The sequence below is a fragment of the Endozoicomonas montiporae CL-33 genome, from assembly GCF_001583435.1.
In the GTDB taxonomy this organism is placed as follows: domain Bacteria; phylum Pseudomonadota; class Gammaproteobacteria; order Pseudomonadales; family Endozoicomonadaceae; genus Endozoicomonas_A; species Endozoicomonas_A montiporae.
The window spans coordinates 3285453-3312014 of record NZ_CP013251.1 but is presented as its reverse complement, the minus strand read 5'-3'; the positions used below and the strand labels follow the sequence as shown (position 1 = coordinate 3312014).

Here is a 26562-nt window from a genome sequence, read left to right as displayed (position 1 = left end):
CGGTACGCCCTTTTTTCAGTTCACAGAACGCTTATTGAGACGCTTCGGTCTGCTGCGAATCTGCTGGCCGGGCTGCTTCAGCAGAAGCTTCTTCAGCCTGTTGCTTGCGCTTCAGTCGTGGATCGTTAAGCGCACGGCTGCGGCGACGTCGGCGCGCAGGTCGCTGACTTTCTGAATGGCTTTCCTGAGTCTCTGATGCTTCAGAGGAAGCAGTCGTCGTCTCCTGTTCAACAGTAGCCGGTTCTTCAATCACAGGCTTTTTGGCCTGCTGCTCAATGGCAGTTTGTTGCTCTGTAGCTACTCCCGTGTTTTCCACCTTTTTGGCCGGAGCTTCTTCAGGCTGCTCAGTCAGCTGGGTCAGAGCATTCTGCAGCTGTTCTACAGCTTCATTGAAGGTCTGATCTTGCTTGGCTTCTGGCTGAGAGAACTCTACAGAAGTGGTAACAGGAGCACTTTCCACAGGAATCGTTGGCTGGTGACTGGCTGCAACGGCTTTTGCCATTTCAGTCATTCGTGGTTCCTGTTCTGCTGGTTTTGCCACTTCAATCGGTGCCTGCATAGTAGCTTCGGAATTAGCTACTGGCGCAGCAGGCTTGGCAGCTGGTTCGGCCAGTACCGGCTTATCCGTTTTGGTTTCTTCTACAGGTGCCTGTAATTCTGGCTTTGGCTGCTCAGCTTTTTCAGCAGTCTTTGCTTCTACTGGAGCAGGTGCTTCGACTGCTGGTTTTGCTTGAGAAGCAGGTTTGCGCTCTTTCGGAGCTTCAGCCTTTGCCGCCGGAGCCTGTCCGGATTCCTGGGCAGCCGGCTTTTGCTGTTCAGGTTCTGGCAGTTTTTGCTCCTGTGGCTTGGACAGGGATGGCAGAGTTGGTTGATCCTGAACGTTGCGATCGCGCTGGGTTGGACGGTTGCTGCGGCGACGCTGGGCAGAACCCGGACGGCGACGACGACGGTTGTCTTCACCCTGTTGTTCGGTGTCCTGATTCAGATTGTCATTTCTGCGGGTGTCGGCGCGTCCTTCGTTGCGATTTTCGTGACGATTCTCGCTATGGGCAGCTTGGTTGCGAGAAGATTGATCGTCGCGATCAAAGCGTTCCTGCTTCTGGCGGCTGTTACGGCCTTCCTGACGATCCTGTTTCTGGCGCTGTTGGCGCTGCTGGCGATTGTCGCTTTGCTCGTTACGGGACTCGTTACGGGAATCAGTACGAGAGTCATTGCGTGAATCGCTGCGGGCATCATGACGTGATTCATTACGATCCTGACGGCCACGACGACGATCATTGCGGTTCTGACGCTGATCATCGTTCTGTTCGCGACGGTTGTCTCTGTTGTCACGGCTTTCGTGTGCTCGGCTCTCGCGGGCTTCACGATTGTCCCTGTTGTCGCGATGACTGCGTTGTTTGCGCTGTGGCTGTTGATGCTCGCGTTGAGAACGGGAAGAAGACTGAGGCTTTTGACGGCTCTCAGGCTGTTTTTGTTCTTCTTCGTTACCAAACAGACCGCCCAGAGCTTTTACAAAAGAGCGAATCAGGCCGGGCTTTTCCTGCTTGACGGGCGCTGGCTGAGCCGGTGCGACGGTCTTCACAGCCGCTTCCTGACGAGGTGCAGGTTTGCTTGCAGAGACAACCTGCTCTGCAGTTTCTTCCGCTTCCAGAATTTCGTAGCTGCTTTCTACATGCTCGGCAACATGGTCATCACGCAGACGTTGAACGTCGTAGTGCGGGGTGTCCAGGTTAGCGTTAGGAATCACAATGACGCGAGCCTGATGACGCTTTTCGATCTTGGCAATAGCAGAACGTTTTTCGTTCAGCAGGAAGGCAGCCACCGGTACCGGCACCTGAGCCCGGATTTCGGAGGTCTTGTCCTTCATGGCCTCTTCTTCCATCAGACGCAGGATGGAGAGTGCCAGGGATTCGATGTCGCGAATGGTGCCCTGACCAGAACAGCGAGGGCAGACAACGCCGCTGGTTTCTCCCAGAGAAGGACGCAGGCGCTGACGGGACATTTCCAGCAGACCAAAACGTGAGATACGACCTGTCTGAACGCGGGCGCGGTCCATGGACAGAGCCTGACGAATACGGTTCTCGACCTCGCGCTGGTTGCGGTTGTGGCTCATGTCGATGAAATCGATCACGATCAGGCCACCAATGTCGCGCAGGCGCAGTTGGCGGGCAATTTCGTCAGCCGCTTCGAGGTTGGTATTCAGTGCGGTTTCTTCGATGTCACCACCACGGGTTGCACGGGCGGAGTTGATGTCGATAGAGACCAGGGCTTCAGTCGGGTCGATGACAATGGAACCACCGGAAGGAAGACGCACTTCACGCTGGAACGCAGTTTCAATCTGGGACTCGATCTGGAAGCGGTTGAACAGTGGGATGCTGTCCTTGTAGAGCTTGATCTTATGCTCATACTGGGGCATGACCTGCTTGATAAAGGTCACGGCTTCGTCGTAGACAGACTGCCTGTCGATCAGAACTTCACCGATGTCCTGACGCAGGTAATCGCGGATGGCACGGATGATAACGTTGCTTTCCTGATAGATCAGCAGCGGTGCAGGCTGTTCAGCGGCTTCTTTGATAGAGCTCCAGAGCTGTAACAGGTAGTCCAGATCCCATTGCAGTTCTTCCTGACTGCGACCCAGTCCGGCGGTGCGAACAATGACGCCCATTTCAGCAGGAATATTCAGCTGGCTCAGGGTTTCACGCAGTTCTGCGCGCTCGTCACCTTCAATACGACGGGAGATGCCGCCAGCGCGAGGGTTGTTAGGCATCAGAACAAGGTAGCGACCAGCAAGGCTGACCAGTGTTGTCAGGGCCGCGCCTTTGTTGCCACGCTCTTCCTTGTCAACCTGAATGATCACTTCCTGACCTTCCTTGATGACGTCCTTAATGCTCGGACGGCCACCGGAGTAAGAAGCGCTGAAATACTCGCGGGAGATTTCTTTCAGTGGCAGGAAGCCGTGGCGTTCTGCGCCAAAGTCAACAAAGGCAGCTTCGAGGCTCGGCTCGACACGGGTGATTTTGCCTTTGTAGATGTTGGCCTTTTTCTGTTCGCGGGCGCCTGATTCTATATCCAGATCATACAGGCGTTGTCCGTCTACCAGTGCAACACGCAACTCTTCCGATTGAGTTGCGTTGATTAACATTCTCTTCATAGAGTACCGATACGGTTTCGAGGCTAGTCCCTCATGCCGGCACGGCCCGCTCTTTCTTTTCCGGTTTTTTCTGAACTGAACACTACTGGGCGCAGCTAAAGCGCGGAGAGTGCGGAGTAAACCGGTTTTTATTGCCTGCCATCAGACCTGCACGAACAGAACCGTTTGCAATACTTCTCTGGTCTGCGTGTAGCGATATAGCACTTTAGTACTTCCTGAATGTCTGCTTCAGGCCAGTACTGGGCGTGGGAATGGAGTTCTTACCGGGGAATGACTCGGCATTTCAAAATAAATAAAGCCGACAATAATCGCTGACAGTCCCGGGACCTTCCTCACGCCCGGAATCAGGGGGCGTTGCTCGACAGAGAGTAGCTCTGTTTATGTTCTCCACGGCTTATGCCGTGCTCTTTACTGTGAAAATGCGGTTGTCATTACCCTACGGTGGCGAAAACTGCATTTTCAACGCTTGGCTATTAACCATGAAAACACGATGTCACTGCCTGAGGCGATGAAATCGTATTATTTGCTCATGGTGTAACTTCTGTCCCAAGTATTTCATCGACCCGATATCAGGGAAGCTTTATGGTGTTTCCGTGGTATCCAGAGTCGGCGGTCGCTATTTGAGCTCTGACCTTGCCCGGGCTTCGTAAATCGAACTGCCCTTTCGGTTATGCGCAGGACAGTGTTTCAACTATATCAGTAATCTGTAAGTGCTTCAAATGAGCCAAAGCTGGTAAGATGCGTCCATGGACAGACGACTCAATGATTCCCGCGATTCCGCTTCAGAACAGGCGTATCGCCCCAAAGTGCGTTTGGTCAGCATCGATAATGAAGATGCTGGTCAGCGTGTTGATAATTACCTGGTTCGGGAGCTGAAAGGTGTTCCGAAAACCCGTGTTTACCGGATTATTCGCAAAGGTGAAGTACGGGTTAACAAAAAACGCGTCACGGCTGCTTACCGCTTGCAGGATGGTGATGTGCTGCGCATTCCGCCCATTCGTGTTTCTGAAAAGGCCGATCAAGTGGTTGCCGGTGGCGCTGTGCTGGAAAAGCTGGAAGCCTCCATTATTTATGAAGATGATCAGCTGATGATCATCAACAAACCTTCCGGTATTGCGGTGCATGGTGGCAGTGGTATCAATTTTGGTGTGATTGAAGCCATGCGCAAGCTTCGCCCGGATGCCAGAAGCCTTGAGCTGGTACACCGGCTTGACCGTGATACCTCGGGCTGTCTGATGATTGCCAAACGTCGCAGCATGTTGCGCTACCTGCACAATCAGTTTCAGGAAGATAAGGTCAGCAAAATTTATAATGCTCTGGTGATTGGTCGTTGGCCCAATCGCAAGGTGCTGGTGAATGCGCCGCTGCAGAAAAATACGTTGCAGTCCGGGGAGCGTATGGTGCGCGTTGATCTGGACGGTAAAAAATCCAAGACGCGTTATCAGGTGTTGGAACGTTACAATCATCGCGGTGAAAGTGCGACACTGGTGGAAGCCAGTCCTATTACCGGACGTACGCACCAGATTCGTGTTCATTGTCTGCACGCTGGTCATGCCATTCTGGGTGATGACAAGTACGGTACCGATGAGGACAATAAACGTTATCGTGACTTTGGTTTGAAACGTTTGTTTTTGCATGCGGCACGATTAAAACTGACGCTGCCGGATGGAACTCCCCTGACAGTAAATGCACCGCTGTCGTCTGATTTGCAGACTGTACTGAAAACCCTTGAAACTGAACGCGACGGATCGTCCGCCTGATTGAGAAGCTGAAACATTGAACAAGCGTTATTCGTTAATTATTTTTGACTGGGATGGAACCCTGATTGATTCTGTTCCCAATATTACCCACTCCCTCAGTGTGGCTGCTGAGCAGATGGGGCTGCCGCTTCTGGATGAAGAAACTTATAAAGGTGTGATTGGTCTGAGTCTGATAAATGCCGTTCGTACCTTGTATCCGGAGCTGTCGGATGATCAGGTGCCGCAGTTTGTAAAACAGTATCGCACAGAATATAGCCGTCTTGAGCAACAACCTTCGGGCCCCTTTCCCGGCGTCACAAAGGGTTTGGATTTGTTGCGGAAGAAGGGTGTTGCCATGGCTGTGGCTACAGGCAAGGGGCGGAATGGTTTGGACCGGTCTATGACTGCCAATCAATATCAGGCTTACTTTCAGGCGTCACGTTGTGCTGAAGAAGCTCGCTCCAAACCGGATCCGTTGATGCTGGAACAGTTGTTGGAAGAGCTGGGTGTTCCGGTTGAGCAGGCTCTGATGGTGGGTGATGCCGGGTTTGATTTGCAGATGGCAGGTAATCTGGGTATGGATTGTGTGGCGGTCACCTATGGCGCCCAGCCAAAAGAAAAACTGTTGAAACATGATCCGGTGTTTGTCGCGGACAGTTTTGATGATCTGATTGAATGGATGGTTGTGCGCTGACCAGTGAGTACAGTCATCCATTCTGATTATCGAAGTAGCTGTAAATAAACGGTTGTTTTGAATCTCTCAGGTGATAAAAATAACCCGCATTACAAAAAAACGTTGTTGGGCATTAAAGCCCCGGAGTGAAGATGGAAGATAACTGGAAGGAACCCGAGTCGGTTCTACCCGACAAGGATGATGGAAAAGCCTGGAAGCTGATTGAGAATCTGGCGCAGGGTGCGTTAAAAGAACAGCGTCGTGCACGCCGCTGGGGGATCTTCTTCAAGCTGCTGACCTTTACCTGGCTGTTCGCTTCCATTGGACTATTTTATTCTGCCTTTCGTGTTGATGTTTCGGGGCTGGGAAATCCTGAAGGTCATACAGCGCTGGTGGATGTTGGCGGTGTTATTGCAGACGGTAATGATGCCAGCGCGGATGCGATTGTCGGAGGTTTGCGCGCTGCGTTTAAAGATCCGGGTACCCAGGGTGTTATCCTTCGCATTAACAGTCCCGGGGGGAGTCCGGTTCAGGCGGGTTATATCTACGATGAAATTCGTCGTCTGCGTGGCAAGTATCCGGAAACGCCTCTGTATTCTGTCATTATGGATATCGGGGCGTCGGGTGGTTATTACGTAGCGGCAGCGGCTGATGAAATCTACGCCGATAAAGCCAGTCTTGTAGGTTCCATTGGTGTGGTGTCTTCAGGCTTTGGATTTGTTGAGGCGATGGAAAAGGTGGGTATTACCCGCCGTACCCATACAGCCGGTGACTATAAAGCCTTCAACGATCCCTTTCAGCCTATGGATGAAGAGGCGACGGCTCGTTGGCAGCAATCACTGGACAGCATTCACAACCAGTTTATCAGTGCGGTTAAAACCGGTCGTGGAGATCGCCTGACTGATGATGAGGTGATTTTCTCCGGCATGGTGTGGACCGGCGAAAATGCCATGAAGCTTGGTTTGGTTGATGGTCTGGGCAGTGCGGGTTATGTCGCTCGCGAAGTCATCGGGCATGAAACCATTGTGGATTTTACAGCACGACTGTCGCCACTGGAAAAATTTGCTCGTGATCTGGGTGTTGGTTTTACCGGTGCCATGATCAAAGTGTTGGGGCTTGAAGGAACAGTGCTTCGCTAAATTTTTTCTGAAGTAGCATCGAAATAGAAGGGAGCGGCAGCTCCCTTCTGCGTTTTCACACACTTTAAATAATCGAAATACCTTCGTTTAGCAGCATATCGGTTAAGCGTATTAATGGCAGTCCGGTCAGGCTGTTAGGGTCGTCACCTTCCATGCGTGTAAACAGGGTGATGCCCAGCCCTTCGCATTTAAAACTGCCTGCACAGTCCAGTGGTTCTTCCTTCTTTATATAATTCGCAATCTGCTCGCGGGCAAGGTTTCTGAAATGGACGGTAAAAGGCACGCAGTCGATTTGCTGTTTACCGGTGGTGGTATTGAGCAAGCAAAGCCCAGTGTAGAACGTGACGGTCTTGTTGTTGCAGGCTGTTAATTGTTCGATAGCGCGGGCAGGGGTGCCGGGCTTACCCAGAATGGTGCTGCCCAGCTGTGCAGCCTGATCGGAAGCGATAATCAGGTGGTCAGGGTAGGCCGCTGCCAGTGCCTGTGCTTTGGCGGCTGAAAGTCTCAGGGCTAACTTTTCAGCGGTTTCATCTCTCTGGGGTGTTTCATCAATATCCGGAGCCCGGCACTCGAACGACAGTTCGAGTCGTTCAAGAAGCTGTTTGCGATAGGGAGAGCCGGAGGCAAGGAGTAATTTCATAGTGATCTTGAATAGAGGTTCTGGTGACGATGACGTCAGTGCAGAAACTGCACAAAACCCGTGGTTGTAAATGAAGCCTTGACAGGCAAGATATTAAGAAGATTTTCTCGCCTTATACGCAGTTAAACCCTTTGACAGGGGGGTGACATGTCCCTATTATTGCGCCCTTATGATTATCGGGCAATTACCCAAAGTCTTTGATCCGCGAAAACTCGCGCGTCAAGGCAAACAGTTTGAAGGTTCGCTGGCTCTGGAACAGTTTGGCCAGCTGGTGGACAGTCTGGCTGATGATAAGGGCGAGGTTAAGGTCTCACTTCATTTTTATATGAGTGAAGATCACAGGGTTATCCTGGAAGGCTCAGTGTCGGCAACGTTGAAGATGATTTGTCAGCGTTGTCTGGATGTAGCCGGTATTCCGGTAACTGCTGACCTCCGGCTGATGGGTGTGTTGACAGATGAGCAAGCCAGGGCTTTGCCGGAAGACTTTGACCCACTGATGATGGGCGAAGAACCGGTTGAGCTGGTGCCTCTGTTGGAAGAAGAGCTGTTACTGGCTCTTCCGATTGTTGCCTATCATCCACCTGAGGACTGCCCGGCTCAGCGAAGTTTCACTACTGAGTCGGAAGAAGAGGCTCAAGCCTTTGCCGAACAGGTAGAGGAAGAGCGGAAAGGCAGTAACCCTTTCAGCGTGCTGGCCGAACTGAAAACAGATACTACGAATTAGGAGAGTGGACACATGGCTGTTCAACAAAACCGTAAAACCCGTTCCCGTCGCGACATGCGTCGTTCCCACGATGCCCTGACTTCTGCCCAGCTGTCTGTAGAAGCGACTTCCGGTGAAACTCACCGTCGTCACCACGTTTCTGCTGACGGTTTCTACCGCGGTAAAAAAGTAGTGGCTGACAAGTAAGAGCCATTACTTTGCTTCAGGGACGACTCAATTCGACACAGTGTGGCTCTGTGCAGCCAGACTCGAAGCGGAGGATGCGGGTCGCACTTGATATCATGAGCGGGGACGAAAGTCCCCGTTCACGTATCAGGGCAGCGCTCAAGGCATTGAATGCGTTCAGTGAGCTTGAGCTTTTGTTGGTGGGTGATTCAGACCTGCTGCAATCCTATCTGAATGATGCCGGACAGTTTGACCGGAATCGACTCTCTCTTGTCCATGCCGATGCAACCGTGGCTATGGATGAAAAACCTTCTTTTGCGTTACGAACCAAACGTCACTCGTCAATGTGGCAGGCACTGGAATGCGTGTCTGACAGGCGTGCCGATGCTTGCGTATCTGCCGGAAATACCGGTGCCCTGATGGCAATGGGGCGGTTTGTTCTGAAGACTTTTGCCGGTGTGGATCGTCCGGCGATTGCGGCCAGTGTGCCCAGTCGAAACGGCAGTACGTTGCTTTTGGATGTAGGTGCCAATGTTGACTGTACCTCCATGCAGCTTTTTCAGTTTGCCATTATGGGTTCACAGCTGGCAGGCGCTGTACACGGCATAGAGCGGCCGAGAATTGGTCTGCTGAATGTTGGCACCGAAGAAATAAAAGGCAATGAACGGGTTCGTATTGCACATCAGCTCCTGAATGAGTACCGGCAATTAAATTACATCGGTTACATTGAAGGGCATGATATTTTTTCAGACCGTGTTGATGTTGTTGTCTGTGATGGTTTTGCCGGTAATATTGCCCTGAAAACCGGTGAAGGTGTTGCCAGCCTGATTGCTGACACACTGACCGAGATGTTCAGCCGAAACCTTGTCACGCAAGGTCTGGCTGTATTACTCTCTCCCATTCTCAAAGAATTCAACCGTAAGGTTGATCCCGAATTACATAATGGTGCCAGTCTGCTCGGTCTGCAGGGAACTGTGATCAAGAGTCATGGTGGCGCTGATGAAAAGGGCTTCTACCGGGCAATTTGTCAGGCAGTCCGGGAAGCGGGTAAGGATGTGCCAGCCAGGTTGGCGGCTGATGTAGAGAAAATGCTGCTTTGACTCATTATACCAATTCACATTTAGAAGGTGGAATTGGTATTAATGGGCTTCTGACTTTTCTCCTGCTTATCGGTCTATCGACTGAAATAAAGTGTCTTCTTGTAAGCTCTGTGTCAGCGTATCTGGAATAATGGTACGTTTTGCGGGTGGATGGAAACATAAAATTACGCACCATTCCTTCGACTTTTTCTATAATTGCCTGAGTTTTTTTCTGGACGCGACCCAAAGCAATGATGGATAAACTTGCATTTATCTTCCCGGGCCAGGGATCACAGTCAGTGGGCATGCTGGCTGAACATATCGATACGCCGGTTGTACAGCAGACCTTTGCAGAAGCTTCCGAGGTGCTGGGCTTTGACTTGCTCACCCTGGTAACGGAAGGGCCGGCGGAAGCACTTAATCGCACTGAAAATACACAGCCTGCACTGCTGACGGCCAGTGTTGCTCTTTGGCGTTTATGGCAGGAGGAATCCTGCAATGCCATGCCGGCCTTTATGGCCGGTCACAGTCTGGGTGAATACTCAGCCCTGGTGTGTGCCGGTGCCATGACATTTGCCGATGCGGTCCGTATTGTGCGTCAGCGTGGTCTGTTTATGCAGGATGCCGTGCCTCAGGGTGTCGGTGCCATGGCGGCCGTTCTGGGGCTGGATGATGACAAGGTGCTGGAAGCCTGTGCTGAAGCTGCTCAGGGTGATGTGGTAGAAGCGGTGAACTTCAACTCTCCCGGACAGGTGGTGATTGCCGGGCATGCCGCGGCGGTTGAGCGTGCCATTGAGCTGGCGAAAACGGCAGGTGCCAGACGTGCGATGCTGTTGCCGGTGAGTGTACCTTCCCACTGTGCCCTGATGAAGCCCGCAGCAGAAAGGCTGGCGGTTGAGTTGCAGTCTGTGGAGCTGAAAGCGCCGGCCGTGCCAGTGATTCATAATGTGACGGCCGATGTGAGTACTGAGCCGGAACAGATTCGCAGTCATCTGGTGGCGCAGTTGCACAGTCCGGTGCGTTGGGTAGAAACCATCAACCGTTTCGTTGGGTCGGGTGTGACAGGTTTTGCCGAGTGTGGTCCGGGCAAGGTGTTGGCAGGTTTGAACAAGCGAATCGCTCGACGCGCACCGGTGGCTACGCTGGAATCAGTGGCGGCTTTCGAAGAGCTGCTGGCACAAAATAATGATGAATGACTCAGGACGCAACAGTATGTCTGATTTTGAAGGAAAAGTAGCACTGGTCACGGGAGCCAGTCGTGGTATTGGTCGTGCGATTGCGCTGGAGCTGGGAAGGAAAGGTGCCATTGTGGTGGGTACAGCTACCACAGAAAGCGGTGCAGAGAAAATTTCTGCCGCTTTTGATCAGGCCGATATTCGCGGTTGTGGTATGGCGTTGAATGTAACGTCAGCTGATGACTGTGTCGCGATTGTAAAGGCTGTGACTGACGAGTTTGGTGCGCCGCAGATCCTGATTAATAATGCTGGCATTACCCGCGACAATATCCTAATGCGTATGAAAGACGACGAATGGGAGTCGGTCATTAATACCAACCTGAACGCCATCTATCGCATGAGTAAAGCAGTATTGCGCGGTATGACCAAAGCCCGCTGGGGTCGTATTATCAATATCAGTTCGGTAGTCGGTTCCATGGGTAACGGTGGTCAGTCCAACTATGCGGCGACCAAGGCTGCCGTTGAAGGTTTTGCCCGTTCGCTGGCGAAAGAAGTGGGCTCACGTAATATCACGGTCAACTCCGTGGCGCCGGGTTTTATTGATACGGATATGACCAAAGAGCTGCCGGAAGCTCAGCGGGAAGCGTTGCTGGGTCAGATTCCTGCGGCACGCCTGGGGCAGCCGGAAGAAATTGCGGCCACTGTTGCTTTTCTGGCCAGTGAATCTGCGGGTTACATTACCGGAGAGACTCTGCACGTTAATGGCGGCATGTACATGGGTTGATGTGTGACGGTTTTGCATTGAGCCAATGATGACCTGTTTTAGACATTGGTCTGATAGTTTCTGCGTTTTGTTGAAAACTGTTTGTAACGGGTCGTCAGTGAGTGCAAAATTAGCGCATCAATTTGAAACAAATGTCTCGATTTGCAGTAAATCAACAGACCTTAGCTTGAAATTACTGTGGTCGTTTATATATAGTAACTGACCGCGATGTTGGGTCTTTTCCCGCACCGCTATCGAATATCGACAGGAGCACAACTAGGTTATGAGCACCATTGAAGAGCGCGTCAAAAAGATCGTTTGCGAACAGCTTGGCGTAAAAGAAGAGGAAGTCACCAACAGTGCGTCTTTCGTAGAGGATCTGGGCGCGGACTCTCTGGACACTGTTGAGCTGGTGATGGCTCTGGAAGAGGAATTCGAAACTGAAATTCCAGATGAAGAAGCTGAGAAGATCACCACTGTTCAGGAAGCTATCGATTACGTCGTAGCTCACTCCTGATCAGACCCTGGTTGTATGCCAAGCGAAAGCCGCACGCATTGATTTGTGTGCGGCTTTTGTTTTTGTATGTAGGGTGAGGTTGATCCTGATCCCTAAATCAGGCTGTTTGGCTGCAGCATGATCGGGCGTTGTCTGCCAGTAACATTTTAAAAACATAAATTTTTCTTCATTTCTGGTGAAATCAGATTTCAACAAGCTTGAGTCAGGCGGTTTGTTATAGATTGGCGCTGTCAGTTGCAGCGGATTGGCAAAGTGGTTCTGGCACATTCTATAAATCATTTCCGGGAGGTTGGTCTTGTCACACAGAAGAGTCGTTGTTACTGGCCTTGGTGCCCTGTGCCCTGTGGGGATTGGTGTGTTACCCAGCTGGCAGTCAGTGTTGGCAGGTCAGAGTGGCATTCATGCCATCGAGCACCTGGATACAGAAAAGTACAGCGTCAAAATCTGCGGTACGGTGAAAAATTTTCAGGTCGGGGATTATATGAATCCCAAAGACGCCCGGAAAATGGATGTCTTCATTCAGTACGGTATGGCAGCAGGGATTGATGCAATCAGAGATGCCGGGCTGGATGCGGACGGCCTGATTACCGATGATAATGCCCATCGCTATGGTGTTGCCATTGGCTCCGGCATAGGTGGACTGACAACGATTGAGAATAACTACGATGCCCTGCAAAAAAGCGGCCCACGTCGTATTTCTCCTTTCTTCATTCCGGCAGCCATCATCAATATGGCGGCTGGCTGGTTGTCAATGACCTACAACCTTCAGGGGCCAAATTTTGCCACCTCAACGGCCTGTGCCAGCGGTACCCATGCCATTGGGCTGGCAGCAAGAATGATTGCCTATGGCGATGCCGATGTCATGGTGGCTGGTGGTGCGGAAAAAGGTTCTTCCGCCCTGGGAATGACAGGCTTTGCCGCTGCGAGGGCGTTGTCGAGTCGTAATGACGAGCCGCAGTTGGCCAGTCGTCCATGGGATAAAGACCGTGACGGCTTTGTGCTGGGTGATGGTTCCGCCATTCTGGTGCTGGAAGAATATGAACATGCGGTACGCCGTGGTGCAACAATTTATGCCGAGCTCAGTGGTGTCGGTATGAGTGGTGATGCGCATCACATGACGTCTCCGCCAGAAGATGGTCGTGGTGCTGCCCGGGCCATGCAGTCGGCGCTGGAAGACGCCGGGTTGCAACCAGAGCAAGTGTCGTATATTAATGCGCATGGTACTTCTACGCCGGTAGGGGATGTTGCAGAAACCCGGGCCATTCATAACGTGTTTGGCAATCATGCCCAAAAGCTGGCGGTGAGTTCCACCAAGTCAATGACCGGACATTTGCTCGGAGCTGCAGGTTCTCTGGAAGCCGTGTTTGCCATCAAGTCGTTGCAGGAACAGTTGGCACCTCCCACCATCAATCTTGTTAATCCCGGTGAGGGTTGTGATCTGGATTTTGTGCCGGGTGCCTTTCGGAAGATTCAGGCAGAACATGTCCTGAGTAATTCGTTTGGCTTTGGTGGTACCAATATTACTCTGGCTTTTTCAAAGCTGGATTGACGTTTGACCTCTTAATAAAGAGTCAGTTTGACAGAGAGAATGGTGGCAAATAATTTCTGGATCAATGGTGAGCCATGCAGTGATATTCCGGCCAATGACCGGGGCCTGGCGTATGGGGATGGTGTATTCGAAACCATTCGTGTTATTGGACGCCGCCCAACGCTTGCAGAGTTTCACTGGCAGCGACTTGAAGACAGCCTGAACCGACTGGGCATTCAGGCAGATGTCAGTTTGTTGCTGGATGAAGTGAAGGCTTTTCTCTCTTCGCGCGGGGGTTCGGACGGCGTGCTGAAAGTGCTGATCACTCGTGGCAGTGGTGGGCGGGGATATAACCCTGCTGGCTGTTCGGAATCGCGACGAATACTTTCTTGCCATCCTTTGCCTGAACATCCTGCAGCTAACCGGTTTGCCGGTATCGCGCTTTACCCCTGTTCAACCCGTCTCGGACACAACTGTCTGGCGGGTATGAAGCACCTGAATCGTCTTGAAAATGTTCTGGCAAGAGCTGAGTGGAGTGACTCCGGTTTTCAGGAAGGCTTAATGCTGGATATGAATGGCTTGCTGATAGAAGGGACAATGTCCAACCTGTTTCTGGTTAAAAATGGTACGCTATACACCCCGGCGTTGGATCGTTGCGGGGTAAGCGGCGTTTGTCGTGAATTTATTTTGCATCAGGCGTCGGGCTGGGGACTACCTGTCATTGTTGATGACTTAGGAGAGCCGGTTCTGGAAGAGGCTGATGAAGTATTTGTTTGTAACAGTGTGAATGGTGTCTGGCCCGTTGTGCGCTTCCGGCATTGTCGCTGGCAGGTGGGGGCAATAACGGCAATGGTCAGGGACCGGGTTCTGGATGTATTGAATGGTTAAAAAGTTGCTGCTGGGCCTTTTCAGCGGATTTTTTTCACTGATGTTGCTGGCGGGGCTGGCATGGATGGGGTTGAACTGGTATGCCGACCAGCCATTGCGGGAAGATTCGGACGAAGTGCTGGAGTTTACCATTCGCCCCGGTGATTCACTGACGCGAGTGGCTAACCGTCTGTTCGATGCAGGCTGGCTGGAATACCCTCAGGTCATGCGATTGCTGGCGCGTATTGATGATGTGGCCGGTGGCATACATGCGGGTGATTATCTGATTCCCGCAACGATCAACAAGTATGAGCTGCTGCAGATGTTTGTCAGTGGTGATGTTCGTTATTACGATGTTGTGCTGGTGGAAGGTTCTACGGTGGCTGAAGCGTTACAGGCACTGAACGAGCATGAAAAGTTGTCACAGCCCCTGGATGCTGCTGCTTTTCAGACATTGCTCGCAGACCTGGATATTGATGGCAACCCGGAAGGGCAGTTTTATCCCGATACTTATTTTTTCGAGTCCGGTGATACGGTGGAGTCGGTGCTGCGTCGTGCCAATGATCGTATGACTATTGTGCTGGCAGAAGAGTGGGATGCCCGAAGTGATGATCTGCCTTACAAAACGCCTTATGAAGCGTTGATTATGGCTTCACTGATTGAAAAAGAGACAGGTGCCGAGTGGGAGCGTCCGGAAATATCCGGAGTGTTTGTTCGTCGTCTTGATAAACGAATGAGACTACAGACCGACCCTACCGTTATTTACGGTATGGGTGATCGTTATCAGGGGCGTATTACCCGCCGGATGTTGCGAGAGGATACGCCTTACAACACTTATACACGACACGGCTTGCCACCCACGCCCATTGCCCTGGCGGGACGGGAAGCGATCAATGCTGCGCTAAACCCGAAAGAGGGGACAACGCTGTACTTTGTTGCCAGAGGGGATGGGACGCATCATTTTTCAGAAACGCTGGCGGAGCACAATCGCGCCGTGCGAAAGTATCAAATAGTTGAACGCAGAGAAGATTACCGTTCGACTCTGGAGGCACAATAATGGCATCAGCCAACACAGGATTTTTTCTGACCATTGAAGGTTGCGAAGGGGCAGGCAAGACCACGGCGGTCAATGTGATTAAGCAATGGCTGGACAGTCGCAGTATTGAGTTTACCGAAACCCGCGAGCCCGGCGGTACGCCAATGGCTGAAAATCTGCGGAGCCTGTTGCTGGATCACGGGGATGAAAAGGTAGCAGATATTACCGAGCTGCTACTGATGTTTGCTGCCCGCTCCCAGAATCTGTTTCACAATATCGAACCGGCTCTGAAACAGGGGCGGGTGGTGTTGTGCGATCGTTTTACCGATGCCACTTTTGCTTATCAGGGCGGTGGACGACAACTGGGTGTTCAGCAAATTGCCACGCTGGAAACGTTGGTGCAGGGAGAGCGACGACCGGATATGACGATTCTTCTGGATGTTGAGCCGGAAGTGGGGCTGGCACGAGCCCGAAGCCGCGCTGCTGAACAGGGCGGTCAGCTGGATCGAATTGAGCAGGAAGCGATGGACTTTTTCAGTCGTGTACGTAATGCCTATCTGGAACGGGCCCGACAGTATCCTGAACAGTTTGAGATCATTGATGCCGGACAACCGCTGGAAGTAGTCAAGACACAATTGCTTGAAGTGCTTGAGCGACGACTGGGAGATCGCTGATGCCGCAAAGCTGGAATCCACTGCCCTGGCAGGATGACATCTGGCGACAGATGGTGACTCGGAGTCAGCGTGATACGCTGGCTCATGCCTATCTGTTGAGAGGAATGCCGGGCGTTGGCAAGTTCCAGTTTGCCCGCGCGCTCGCGGCTTATCTGTTGTGTCAGTCGCCCACCCATTTTCAGCGTTGCGGTCATTGCAAAGAGTGTGAGCTGTTAAACGCCGGCACGCACCCGGACATTGCTATTATCGAGCCGGATGAGCCTGGCAGGCCAATTCGCATTGATAAAGTTCGAAAGTTAACGGACTTTGCCCATAAAACGGCGCAACAGGGCGGGAAGCGGGTCATCATCATGAACCCCGCTGAAGCCATGAATGTGAATGCGGCGAATGCGTTGCTGAAGTGTCTGGAAGAGCCGGGTGACGATACTCTGTTTCTACTGGTCAGTGCCCGGGCGGGTGATATGTTACCGACGATTCGCAGTCGTTGTCAGCAGTTGATGTTTCCCTGTCCGGATCGTGTGTCTGCACTGGACTGGCTGGGGCAGACTCTGGATGAAGGGGTTTCTGCCGGAACACTGTTGGATCTGGTGGGCGGCGCTCCGCTGGAGGCGCAGCGTTTTGCCGAACAGGGTGTTCTGGATAAACGACAGGACTTGATAAAAGGCGTCAAGGGTCTGTTAAAAGGTGAGCGTTCCCCAGTGGAGCTTGCGAAGGAATGGCAGGGTGAAGACCTGGTGCTAACGCTCGGTTGGCTTGGCAGCTGGCTGGATGATGCCGTTAAGGTCAGTCTTGCCGGTAGTGATGTCACCGGGTTGCGCAATCGGGATTTGCTGAAAATGCTGGGTTATATTGCCGGAAAGTCGGCGTCCCGACAGATTCTGGAAACCCGTGACTGGCTGATCAAACAAAGACAGTCCCTGCTTGAAGGCGGAAACCTCAATGCCCAGATGTTGATGGAAGGCATATTCTGCCGATATCTCGATTTAGTCGTCTGATGGCCTGCCGGGCAGGAAAACAATAACAATAGAGGAATGACGGAATGAATCGTGGCAAAGGGGGAATGTCAGGCATCCTGTCCCTGACCATAAAAGATACATCTTCGTTGTATGCGTCCTATATGCCTTATATCACGGGAGGCGGTTTGTTTGTTCCCACCTCCCGCTCTTATGATTTAGGTGATGAGGTCTTTATACGTCTGACCCTGATGGAAGAGAAGGACAAGATTCCGGTACCGGGAAAAGTGGTCTGGATTACTCCGGCGGGAGCCCAGGGCGGACGCGAAGCCGGTATAGGTGTCCAGTTTACGGATCCGACCGATGCTGTTCGTACCAAGATTGAAACTTACCTGACAGGTTCGCTGCAGTCTGACCGGCCAAATAGCACGATGTAAAGGTTTGAATGCATCAGGCTGGCTGCTTTCTGACCATAAATCACTTAAACTGCTGATTTATGCGGAATTCGATGATTTATGTTGATTGACTCTCACTGCCATCTCGATCGTTTAAAGCTGGATCAGTACGATGGTGATCTTGATCGCGCTGTGCAGGCGGCCCGGGATGCGGGTGTAGAAAGAATGCTCTGCATTGGTATTGATCTGGATAATGCGGATGCTGTGGTTGATATCGCCAGCCGTTATGAGGATGTTTTTGCCTCTGTGGGTGTTCATCCGCTCGAAAAAGACAAACCGGAACCATCGCTAGAAAAGCTGATTCAGCTGGCCAGTCATAAACGGGTGGTGGCTATTGGTGAAACCGGGCTCGATTACTATTACTCCAGCGATAATATCCCTACCCAGCAGCAGCGTTTTATTACACATCTCGAAGCAGCGAAACAGTGTTCACTGCCTGTGATTATTCATACCCGTGATGCGCGGGAAGATACCTTGGCGCTGATTGATGAACACGCGGATAAAGAGCGTGCAGGTGTGCTGCATTGCTTTACTGAAAGTTGGGACATGGCTAAAGCGGCTATGGATATGAATTTCTACATCTCCATTTCTGGTATTGTCACCTTCCGGAATGCCGATGCCTTGCGTGATGTGGTTCGCAAAATGCCTCTGGATCATTTATTGCTGGAGACGGACGCTCCCTACCTGGCTCCTGTTCCTCATCGAGGTAAATCGAACGAGCCTAAGTACTTGCCGGATGTCGTGAAATGTGTGGCTTCGCTGAAAGGTGTTTCTCAAGAAACCCTTGCCCAACAGACTGCGGATAACTTTTTTAAACTGTTTCCTCTGGCCAGCTGATTCACCTGCCTTAATGTCTGGCAGGCAGATCTTGCAGGGCTATAATACCAATTCCGTCTTACAAGTAACTTCCCCGCCAGCCCCTTCTAAAACGGTACGTGAGCCTCTCAACTCATACCGTTTCCATCAGGCGGGCTTTTGCCGCAATTATAAGACATGCTCAAAGTGAACCGACATCCCGTCGGCTTCACTCCTCCCTGCCTCTTTACGACAACTGTCTTGCTTACTGCAAACCTTCCTCCTTCCGGTTGCTGGCTACACCTTGTCAGGCATCCAGAGAAGAACCTTCCGGGTCAGTTGCGATTTCCATTAAGCTGCCTGACGCTGCCCCTTCGCTCCACTCCCATTACAGGAGTTTCAACACTACTACAAACAGCTCCGCCCCGGTGCGCGGCATCGGTACTCAATCCCTTATGATGGTTATCGCTTGGGAGTTTCCCTTAGCATCCGCACGACTGGTTCCCGCAGTTCCATAAAAGAGCCCAATGTATACACTGGACACCACCGGCACAGCATTCGGAATTAATTTGCAGACACTTTTGATGACAGCCACTTGAGGTGGTTTGAAGCCTGCTTCCGACAGCCGACTTCGGCGGGTCCGCCGCCATCTCTCCTACAGCTTCCACACACTTGGAAAGAAGTCCGTTACTTTCCTTTGTGTGCTACGACACTCGTCGTTCTTCCTTGCCCGGCGATCTTGATTGGCTTGCTCATGGTCATATTTAGAAAACGGAATTGGTATAACTTGCCAGCATTGCTGCATCAGTGAGGCTGTGCTTTTTCCGTTTGCCCTGTTTCATGGTATGGCCTTCTCTTGTCACGGACAGTGGAGGATTGTCTCCCGGGTTGTCCGGTTATATTGCCTGAATTTTTTCTGATGATGAAAAAAGCGTCTACTCTTGCTTTGTCAAAATTCGATTTTTTGGTTCGTAAAAATACTCTGTCTTGACATGATCAGGAGTGCAATGAATGACAGTAACTATGGGCGGTATCAGGTACTTCCTGTTTTTGTCAGCCTTGTTGTTGAATGCGGTTGTTTCCGAGGCCAGTAGCGATGAAGTATTTTGTTCAATTGATGATGAGGCGGAATTAACTGACCAGAATAATGCGTTCACAAGAGGCATTATAACACCTTATGGGAAGAAACTTCCTGCAATTGATTTAATGATTGAATTTGACTGGCAGAGTATTATGCCTCTGAATATTCGGTTGGGAAGCGGTGTTAATGACAAAGTGCCCAGTACTGCAGTGCAATCCGTCATCAATCGAGTGGGTGATATTTTTATGGAGGTAAGGCATAACTGGATATCCCGGCAATTGGGAAAAGAACATTTGGATGCGAAGAAATTGAAATATGGGTTTAGGTTTAATACACAGATTATACTTGATTACATTTTTCAGGATACTTTTCAGAGGGCGGATGAATCCAAACGGCTTGAAAGTTATTGTGTCAGACCGACATTAAATCCAGCTTATTGGGTCGAATCGATATTAAATGCAGATGATTGGGAAGAAGGGACATTAAATAATTTGTGTGATGAATTTGAAGAAAGCCCTGGTCTTGGTGATTTTTCGTTAGTTGCTATAAAAGAAGCGTATAAATATCATCCTGTTAAGTTGCTTTTAGCTTATCTTGACCAGGGTATTTATTTGTTGATCTATGATAAAGGCTTCCAATTTCTTGATTTTGATGGTATTGACAAGCTGTTTGGCAACTTCGTTAAAGATGGTAAAACATGGCGTCATTTCAGAATGGTTAAGAAAAAACCGGTGTCAGAATTGGTAACTGCTCAAAATTCACTGGCAGATTCAGAGCAAGCTCCTCTACAACCAGAATTGGCTAGCTGGACGTACGGTCAATATTTCTATAATTTGTTCGGTTACCTGCCATCCGGCAGGAGTGTTTCCAAATGGTTAAGCGACTCTGTATACGGGGCTGCCCTTGTTTCTTTAGCTGTTATTTATGCGGTTCATAAGAAGTTTTACTCTTCATCAGATGCTGACAGACAGGCAACTGCTCAAAGGCGGCAGTCTGTGCCTGAGTCGCCAGAAGTTGAGCGAGACGAGTTTCCAGAGAAAGCTGGTGGTCGCCGCATGTCAGGCTGTGAGGATGTGTGTAAGGGTTCTGGTGAGGTACCTAAGTGTCAGGTTGATTTGAATCAAGGGCAGCGACAATGCAGTCTGGATGCAGAGCAGCTCGTGAGGGATGAAGGCCTCCGTGCAGCTGTTCTTGCCAATTTTGAGGTGGATCAGGATGATAGACAAATTATGTCAGAGCTGGGTCAGAAACAACATCAGTTTGTTACAGGTCGAGTTTTCCGTTCGTTACACGAATACTTAAATAATGAATGGACAATTGAGGAAATTATACGAATTCTTGTTTCTGAAAACCGCAATAAAAAGCTTTTCAGGAAATTACAATGGCTTTTTAAAGAAGGCACACCAGATGTTCCAAGTGAACTAATAAGTTTGAGAAACGCAGTTCAAAAAGCCAAATAAGCATTGTTGAGTTTTTGTTCCCATCCATGCGCTGTGTGTGGATGGGAACCTGATAGCCGCTCTGGGATTTCACTGCCCGCTGAAAATAAACGCTCCGACGACACCTGAAGCAAGAATCAGCAAGACCGGTTCCAGCTTCGACCAGTAAACCCTTGTCAGATAGCAGCCTCCCGCAATCAATAACCCTTTAACTGCCATGGGCCATTGCCCGTCGTGCAGGCTGGTGGTGAGTGTGTCACTGGCAATCAGCCAGCCAGCATAGAAAATCAGCGCCATGGCAGCTGACTTGATGCCGAAGAAAAAGGCGTCTTTCCGGGGATTGTTCTTAAGGCGATTCAATACCGTGGTTAAAGCCAGTATGACCAGAACCGATGGCAGTGCCAGGGCAGTAGTGGCAACAATCGCACCCGGCCAGCCTGCTGCACCACTGCCGACATAGCTCGCCATGTTCACCGCTATCGGTCCGGGTGTCATTTGCGAGACGGCAACAATGTCCATGAATTCACTTTGGGTCATCCAGCCATGCTTCTCGACTTCTGTCAGGTACATGGGAATCATGGCAAGGCCACCACCAAAACTGAACAGCCCTATTCGAAAGAAAGCAAAAAACAGATTAATAAAGACCATCACTTACTGACTCCCTTTTACCACTTTATTCTGACCCGGAAGGGCGTTGCCAACGTATAAACCGATGCCTGCAGCACCTCCGGCCAGTATCATCAGCAATGGATGTACCGGAGTGAACAGGAGAGCAGCAAAAGCGGCGGCAAACAGGGCGCGCCCGAGAGTGGTGGTGACGTTTGAGCAAAGCATTTTAACGGCAGCGTGGAAGATAAGGGCGGCGACGGCATAGCGCATTCCCAGAAATGCACCTTGCAGCCAGGGCTGAGCCAGCCAGACGGGCAGGTAACTGGCAAGAAAGCCAACGATTATCAGCGGTGGCAGCACAACGGCGGTCGAGGCGGTAACGGCTCCGGGAATACCTGCCATGCGTCGTCCAACAAAGGTGGCGGCATTAATGGCAATAGTGCCCGGAGTAATCTGGGCGATAGCCGTGATCTCCAGCAATTCGTCGCCGCTCATCCAGTCGTTTTTTTCAACAAGCTCCTGCTCCAGCAGAGCCATCATGGCGTAACCACCTCCAAAGGTGACTGCGCCCAGTCTAAAAAAAGTTAAAAACAGTTTCAGTAGCATGGGTCGTTCTGATGTTGTCATGTCATAAGAGAGGGGGGGGAGCATTATATAGGCGAAAGGATGAAAAGAGACTGACAGGAATCAAGCAATATCTGTGCACACTTTTCTTATTGTTGTGAAGCGGTCTCCCGGACAAGAATCGTTATGGTTGCTAATTATGGCGCAGAAGGTTTACGAGTGGCAGTTTTTTATACACACTTTAGGCGTTAGGCGTAGTCGGGCTGTGTATTTTTCCTGAAAAGTTAAAATGACAAGTAAATAATATGTCAATCAGAGGCAAGGGGAGTATGGAAACTCTCTCCCAGTCTCTTTATAATTGCGCGACCATTTTTCCGTGGTGAATTGATAAAAGACAAGCAGGGATGAGAGACAGATTTTTTTGAACCCCTTTTTTAGCATCCTTTTGGAACGATAGTAAGGCATGATTCGGTGCTTATCAGCACGAAGCATGCAGGCGGGTTTCAGTACCAGAGCCACTGCAGCACTGGCGCAACAAAAGCTGAACTGAACAAGGTGTGAACAAGAAGTGTCGATGGATCCTGACAACGTGAAGCAAGACTCCTCCCCTGACTGTCAGAGGGCAGGGTCTTTTTTGCGTACTGATCAGGGCTATGATCAAAATGCGTGTTCAAGCAGGTGTTGTTCAGACAAGTGCTGCTGAAACAGGTGTTGTTCAAGCGAGGATTGGTGGTCATTTGTCGTTCATCGGAGAGGCGGGTTATTCCTGACCTGAAAATTGATTGATTAGGCGAAAGGTATGATCAAAATCAAACAGGGGCTGGATCTCCCGATTTCAGGATCGCCTGAACAGACCATTACAGAAGGCCGGGCTGTACGCTCCGTCGCTGTGATCGGTTCTGACTACGTAGGCATGAAGCCTACCATGGCGATCTCTGCTGGAGATCGAGTTAAAAAAGGGCAACTGCTCTTTACCGACAAAAAAACACCGGGGGTGCGTTACACCGCTCCTGCCAGTGGCACCGTTGCTGCTGTGAACCGTGGTGAAAAGCGTGTTCTTCAGTCCGTTATGATCGATATCGATGGTAACGAAGAAGAAACCTTTACTGCCTACAAAACTGAAGAGCTGGCTGGTCTGACCGCCGAGCAGGTTCAGGAGAACCTGAACGAGTCCGGTCTGTGGACTGCTCTGCGTACCCGTCCGTTCAGCAAAGTACCCGAGCTGGGTTCCCGTCCGAACTCCGTTTTTGTGACCGCTATCGACACTCATCCTCTGGCAGCCAATCCGGAAGTGGTGATTGCTGAACATAAGGAAGCGTTCGAAACCGGTATTACCGTTCTGGGCAAACTGAGTGGCGGCAAAATCTTCCTGTGCAAAGCTCCGGGCGCACGTATCCCGGCGGGCATTGCTACAGCTGAAGAGTTTGACGGTCCTCACCCTGCCGGTCTGGCGGGTACTCACATCCATTTCCTGGATCCTGTCAGTACCGCCAAAACCGTATGGACCATTAACTACCAGGACGTGATTGCTGTCGGCAAACTGTTTACCACCGGTAAACTGTTCACTGACCGTGTTGTTGCTCTGGCCGGTCCCCAGGTTGAAAAGCCACGTCTGGTTCGCACCCGTCTGGGCGCTAACACCGACGAGCTGACCGCTGGCGAAATGAAAGCCGGTACCAACCGTGTGATTTCCGGTTCCGTATTCGGTGGCCGTACGGCTGAAGGCGCGTTCGCGTTTCTGGGTCGTTACCACAACCAGCTGTCCGTTCTGGAAAACAGCGATGAGCGTCTGTTCCTGGGGTGGGCTAACCCGACCGTCAAGCGTCACTCTGTTCTGAAAGTGCTGCTTGGTCGAAAGAAACTGGACTTCACGACGACCACTAACGGTGGCGAGCGTGCCATGGTACCCGTCGGTCAGTACGAAAAAGTGATGCCTCTGGACGTTCTGGCGACTCAGCTGCTGCGTGCCATTGTGGTAGGCGACACTGAGCAGGCGCAGAAACTGGGCGTGCTGGAGATGGACGAAGAAGATTTGTCCCTGTGCTCTTATGTGTGCGCGGGCAAATACGAGTACGGTCCGATCCTGCGTGACAACCTGACTCGTATTGAAGTGGAGGGCTGATCAGTCATGGCACTTAGAAAAATCCTTGGCTCTCTCGAACCCCACTTTACTAAAGGTGGTAAGTACGAGAAGTTTTACGCTCTGTTTGAAGCGGCGGACTCTCTGTTCTACTCCGTTCCAAACAAAACCCACAACACCTCTCACGTACGCGACGCGGTTGACCTGAAGCGTATGATGGGTATCGTCTGGTTCTGTGCGTTCCCGGCCATGTTCTTTGGCATGTGGAACATCGGTTACCAGGCCAACACTGCCATTGCTGGCGGTCTGGCTGCACCTTCTGACTGGCACGGCTGGATCATCAACCTGCTGGCGGGTCATAACCCTGCAAGCCTGTGGGATAACATGGTCTACGGTGCGGCGTACTTCCTGCCGGTTTACATCGTGACCTTTGCTGCCGGTGTATTCTGGGAAATCCTGTTTGCGATCACCCGTAAGCACGAAGTGAACGAAGGTTTCTTTGTTACCTCGATCCTGTTTGCCCTGATCGTGCCGCCAACGATTCCTCTGTGGCAGGTCGCCCTGGGTATCTCCTTCGGTGTGGTGATCGGTAAAGAAGTCTTCGGTGGTACCGGCAAGAACTTCCTGAACCCGGCCCTGACCGGTCGTGCGTTCCTGTTCTTTGCTTACCCGGCGCAGATTTCCGGTGACCTGGTGTGGACCGCTGTTGACGGTTTCTCCGGTGCAACTGCACTGAGCGTTGCCCAGCAGGGTGGTGTGGAAGCACTGTCTCACATGATGACCTGGACTCAGGCGTTCATTGGTACCATGCAGGGTTCCATGGGTGAAACCTCTACTCTGGCGATCTTCATTGGTGGTGCGGTTCTGCTGTTCACCGGCATTGCCAACTGGCGCATCATGGCAGGTACCATGCTGGGCATGATTGCCACGGCAACCCTGTTCAACCTGATTGGTTCCGACACCAACGCCATGTTTGCCCTGCCCTGGTACTGGCACATGGTTCTGGGTGGCTTTGCCTTTGGTCTGGTGTTTATGACCACCGACCCGGTATCCGCGTCCATGACCAACACTGGCCGCTGGTACTACGGTGCCCTGATCGGTGTCATGGTGATCCTGATTCGTACCGTTAACCCGGCTTACCCGGAAGGTATGATGCTGGCTATCCTGTTCGCCAACCTGTTTGCGCCGCTGATTGACCACTTTGTGGTTGAAGCCAACATCAAGCGTAGGGAGGTTCGCGCTCATGTCTAACAAAGCGAGTAATGACTCAACCAAAAAGACGTTGTTGGTAACAGTTCTTTTGTCTCTGGCATGCTCTGTCGTGGTGTCTTTTGCAGCGGTTTCCCTGAAGCCAATTCAGGATCAGAACGTGGTTCTGGACGTACAGAAAAACATCCTGAGTATCTCCGGTCTGGCAGGTAACGCCAAGTCCCTGAGCGCGGATGAAATCGAAAAGCTGTACAAAAACGTTGAGCCACGTCTGGTGGATCTGAAAACCGGCAAGTTTGTTGATGCTTCTCCTGAGAAGATCGCCGAGTTTGATCAGCGTGAAGAAGCCAAGAATCCGGCTACTTCCCGTTCCCTGACCGGTGCTGAAGACATTGCCAGCATCAACCGTCTGGAAAATGTTGCCAAGGTTTACCTGATTGAAAAAGACGGTAAAACAGAAAGCATCATGCTGCCTGTACACGGCTACGGTCTGTGGTCCACCATGTACGGCTTCCTGGCTCTGGATATCAAAGATCTGGACACTGTCGTAGGTTTTGGTTTCTACGACCAGGCGGAAACTCCGGGTCTGGGTGGTGAAGTTGACAACCCGATCTGGAAAGGTCGCTGGCCAGGCAAGAAGGTATACGATGCTAAAGGTAACGTTGCGCTGCACGTGATCAAAGGCGCTGTAGATCCTTCCAACCCGAAGGCGTCTGAGCAGATCGATGGTCTGGCAGGTGCTACCCTGACGGCGAATGGTGTGTCCAACCTGATCCAGTTCTGGATGGGTGACCAGGGCTTCAAACCATTCCTGACTAACCTGAAAGCGGGGGATGCGTAATGTCTGAGAAGACTAAAGATATCCTGCTGGACCCGGTCGTAAAAAATAACCCGGTAACGCTGCAGATCCTTGGTATCTGTTCTGCGTTGGCGGTGACCACCAGCATGCAGGTCAGCCTTGTTATGGCTCTGGCCGTAATCGGTGTATGTACCTGTTCCAACCTTCTGGTATCCCTGATTCGTAACCAGATTCCTAACAGCATTCGAATCATCTGTCAGATGACCGTAATCGCTTCTCTGGTTATCGTGGTTGACCAGGTACTGAAAGCTTACGCTTACGACATCTCCAAGCAGCTGTCCGTATTCGTAGGTCTGATCATCACCAACTGTATCGTTATGGGTCGTGCGGAAGCCTTCGCCATGAAGAACGGTCCGAAAATGTCCGCTCTGGACGGCTTCGGTAACGGTCTGGGTTACGGTGCGGTTCTGCTGGTGGTTGCATTCTTCCGTGAGCTGTTCGGCGCGGGTAACCTGTTTGGTGTTGAAATCCTGCAAACTGTGAACAACGGTGGCTGGTACGTACCAAACGGTCTGATGTTGCTGGCTCCCAGCGCGTTCTTCCTGATCGGTCTGCTGATCTGGGCGATTCGTGTTTACGATGTTAAGCAGGTTGAAGAGCCAGAGTTCAAGATGGCTCCAAACACTCAATTCAGTGAGGCGCACTAAA

Annotated in this window: 26 protein-coding genes; 21 read left to right on the top strand and 5 right to left on the bottom strand. The window is 51.3% G+C overall.

Annotation, left to right across the window (positions count from 1 at the left end; translation table 11 throughout):
• Positions 1-31: 31 nt before the first annotated feature.
• The gene (gene rne / locus EZMO1_RS15145; protein ID WP_051789234.1) at positions 32-3151 is read right to left on the bottom strand and encodes a ribonuclease E; all 3120 of its coding nucleotides are present in this window, start codon (positions 3149-3151) and stop codon (positions 32-34) included.
• A gap of 746 nt (positions 3152-3897) precedes the next feature.
• On the opposite strand from rne, the gene rluC reads away from it, so the two are divergent.
• From rluC to EZMO1_RS15130, 3 genes are all read left to right on the top strand, one after another.
• Positions 3898-4911, top strand: a complete 1014-nt coding sequence (gene rluC, locus EZMO1_RS15140) for a 23S rRNA pseudouridine(955/2504/2580) synthase RluC (protein ID WP_051789235.1) — start codon at positions 3898-3900, stop codon at positions 4909-4911.
• A 16-nt stretch (positions 4912-4927) separates the two neighbouring features.
• Positions 4928-5584, top strand: a complete 657-nt coding sequence (locus tag EZMO1_RS15135) for an HAD family hydrolase (RefSeq protein WP_034872510.1) — start codon at positions 4928-4930, stop codon at positions 5582-5584.
• A 131-nt stretch (positions 5585-5715) separates the two neighbouring features.
• Positions 5716-6702 carry a S49 family peptidase gene (locus tag EZMO1_RS15130; protein WP_034872512.1) on the top strand — a complete coding sequence of 329 codons (987 nt, stop codon included), beginning with the start codon at positions 5716-5718 and terminating at the stop codon, positions 6700-6702.
• A 64-nt stretch (positions 6703-6766) separates the two neighbouring features.
• Here the strand turns inward: EZMO1_RS15130 and EZMO1_RS15125 are convergent, their stop codons facing one another.
• On the bottom strand, positions 6767-7342 hold the full coding sequence (locus tag EZMO1_RS15125; protein ID WP_034872514.1) for a Maf family protein: 576 nt from the start codon (positions 7340-7342) through the stop codon (positions 6767-6769).
• A gap of 169 nt (positions 7343-7511) precedes the next feature.
• Here EZMO1_RS15125 and EZMO1_RS15120 point away from each other — a divergent pair, with 169 nt between their 5' ends.
• The 6 genes from EZMO1_RS15120 to acpP all read left to right on the top strand — a co-directional run bounded on the left by EZMO1_RS15120 (position 7512) and on the right by acpP (position 11765).
• Entirely contained in the window at positions 7512-8066 is a 555-nt protein-coding gene (locus EZMO1_RS15120; RefSeq protein ID WP_034872516.1) for a YceD family protein, read from the top strand.
• Positions 8067-8078: 12 nt separating this feature from the next.
• Positions 8079-8252: a 50S ribosomal protein L32 gene (gene rpmF, locus EZMO1_RS15115; RefSeq protein ID WP_034872518.1), complete on the top strand. Its 174-nt coding sequence runs from the start codon at positions 8079-8081 to the stop codon at positions 8250-8252.
• A 95-nt stretch (positions 8253-8347) separates the two neighbouring features.
• Positions 8348-9331 (top strand): phosphate acyltransferase PlsX, encoded by a 984-nt coding sequence (gene plsX / locus EZMO1_RS15110; RefSeq protein WP_236631922.1) that lies wholly within the window; start codon positions 8348-8350, stop codon positions 9329-9331.
• Between the two features lie 230 nt (positions 9332-9561).
• Positions 9562-10506 carry an ACP S-malonyltransferase gene (fabD, locus tag EZMO1_RS15105; protein ID WP_051789236.1) on the top strand — a complete coding sequence of 315 codons (945 nt, stop codon included), beginning with the start codon at positions 9562-9564 and terminating at the stop codon, positions 10504-10506.
• Positions 10507-10522: 16 nt separating this feature from the next.
• Positions 10523-11269 carry a 3-oxoacyl-ACP reductase FabG gene (gene fabG, locus EZMO1_RS15100; protein ID WP_034873416.1) on the top strand — a complete coding sequence of 249 codons (747 nt, stop codon included), beginning with the start codon at positions 10523-10525 and terminating at the stop codon, positions 11267-11269.
• 262 nt (positions 11270-11531) lie between these two features.
• On the top strand, positions 11532-11765 hold the full coding sequence (gene acpP / locus EZMO1_RS15095) for an acyl carrier protein (RefSeq protein WP_034872521.1): 234 nt from the start codon (positions 11532-11534) through the stop codon (positions 11763-11765).
• On the opposite strand, the gene EZMO1_RS15090 is transcribed toward acpP, so the two are convergent.
• Positions 11766-12032: a hypothetical protein gene (locus EZMO1_RS15090; RefSeq protein WP_034872522.1), complete on the bottom strand. Its 267-nt coding sequence runs from the start codon at positions 12030-12032 to the stop codon at positions 11766-11768.
• 28 nt (positions 12033-12060) lie between these two features.
• On the opposite strand from EZMO1_RS15090, the gene fabF reads away from it, so the two are divergent.
• From fabF to EZMO1_RS15050, 8 genes are all read left to right on the top strand, one after another.
• On the top strand, positions 12061-13314 hold the full coding sequence (gene fabF / locus EZMO1_RS15085) for a beta-ketoacyl-ACP synthase II (RefSeq protein ID WP_034872523.1): 1254 nt from the start codon (positions 12061-12063) through the stop codon (positions 13312-13314).
• A 27-nt stretch (positions 13315-13341) separates the two neighbouring features.
• Positions 13342-14181 (top strand): aminodeoxychorismate lyase, encoded by an 840-nt coding sequence (gene pabC, locus EZMO1_RS15080; RefSeq protein ID WP_201772127.1) that lies wholly within the window; start codon positions 13342-13344, stop codon positions 14179-14181.
• Entirely contained in the window at positions 14174-15217 is a 1044-nt protein-coding gene (gene mltG, locus EZMO1_RS15075) for an endolytic transglycosylase MltG (RefSeq protein WP_034872525.1), read from the top strand. Before pabC ends, mltG begins: the two co-directional genes overlap by 8 nt.
• The gene (gene tmk / locus EZMO1_RS15070; protein ID WP_034872526.1) at positions 15217-15870 is read left to right on the top strand and encodes a dTMP kinase; all 654 of its coding nucleotides are present in this window, start codon (positions 15217-15219) and stop codon (positions 15868-15870) included. The genes mltG and tmk overlap by 1 nt, the downstream gene beginning before the upstream one ends.
• Positions 15870-16865 (top strand): DNA polymerase III subunit delta', encoded by a 996-nt coding sequence (locus tag EZMO1_RS15065; protein ID WP_034872527.1) that lies wholly within the window; start codon positions 15870-15872, stop codon positions 16863-16865. The genes tmk and EZMO1_RS15065 overlap by 1 nt, the downstream gene beginning before the upstream one ends.
• Before the next feature lie 44 nt (positions 16866-16909).
• Positions 16910-17260: a PilZ domain-containing protein gene (locus EZMO1_RS15060; protein ID WP_034872528.1), complete on the top strand. Its 351-nt coding sequence runs from the start codon at positions 16910-16912 to the stop codon at positions 17258-17260.
• Between the two features lie 78 nt (positions 17261-17338).
• On the top strand, positions 17339-18115 hold the full coding sequence (locus EZMO1_RS15055; protein ID WP_034872529.1) for a TatD family hydrolase: 777 nt from the start codon (positions 17339-17341) through the stop codon (positions 18113-18115).
• Positions 18116-19084: 969 nt separating this feature from the next.
• Positions 19085-20614 carry a hypothetical protein gene (locus tag EZMO1_RS15050; protein WP_145912622.1) on the top strand — a complete coding sequence of 510 codons (1530 nt, stop codon included), beginning with the start codon at positions 19085-19087 and terminating at the stop codon, positions 20612-20614.
• Positions 20615-20683: 69 nt separating this feature from the next.
• Here EZMO1_RS15050 and EZMO1_RS15045 read toward each other — a convergent pair whose 3' ends face one another.
• A complete protein-coding gene (locus tag EZMO1_RS15045) occupies positions 20684-21241 on the bottom strand; it encodes a chromate transporter (protein ID WP_236631954.1) in 558 nt (185 codons plus the stop codon).
• 3 nt (positions 21242-21244) lie between these two features.
• Positions 21245-21808, bottom strand: coding sequence for a chromate transporter (locus EZMO1_RS15040; RefSeq protein ID WP_051789237.1), 564 nt, complete (start codon positions 21806-21808; stop codon positions 21245-21247).
• 757 nt (positions 21809-22565) lie between these two features.
• Here EZMO1_RS15040 and EZMO1_RS15035 point away from each other — a divergent pair.
• Genes EZMO1_RS15035 through EZMO1_RS15020 form a run of 4 tightly spaced genes read left to right on the top strand, consistent with a single transcriptional unit; the run spans position 22566 to position 26561 of the window.
• Positions 22566-23888: a Na(+)-translocating NADH-quinone reductase subunit A gene (locus EZMO1_RS15035; RefSeq protein WP_034872533.1), complete on the top strand. Its 1323-nt coding sequence runs from the start codon at positions 22566-22568 to the stop codon at positions 23886-23888.
• A gap of 6 nt (positions 23889-23894) precedes the next feature.
• Entirely contained in the window at positions 23895-25097 is a 1203-nt protein-coding gene (locus EZMO1_RS15030; protein ID WP_034872534.1) for an NADH:ubiquinone reductase (Na(+)-transporting) subunit B, read from the top strand.
• Positions 25090-25896 (top strand): Na(+)-translocating NADH-quinone reductase subunit C, encoded by an 807-nt coding sequence (locus EZMO1_RS15025; RefSeq protein ID WP_034872536.1) that lies wholly within the window; start codon positions 25090-25092, stop codon positions 25894-25896. The genes EZMO1_RS15030 and EZMO1_RS15025 overlap by 8 nt, the downstream gene beginning before the upstream one ends.
• On the top strand, positions 25896-26561 hold the full coding sequence (locus tag EZMO1_RS15020; RefSeq protein ID WP_034872537.1) for an NADH:ubiquinone reductase (Na(+)-transporting) subunit D: 666 nt from the start codon (positions 25896-25898) through the stop codon (positions 26559-26561). Before EZMO1_RS15025 ends, EZMO1_RS15020 begins: the two co-directional genes overlap by 1 nt.
• The last annotated feature ends 1 nt before the right edge of the window (position 26562 follow it).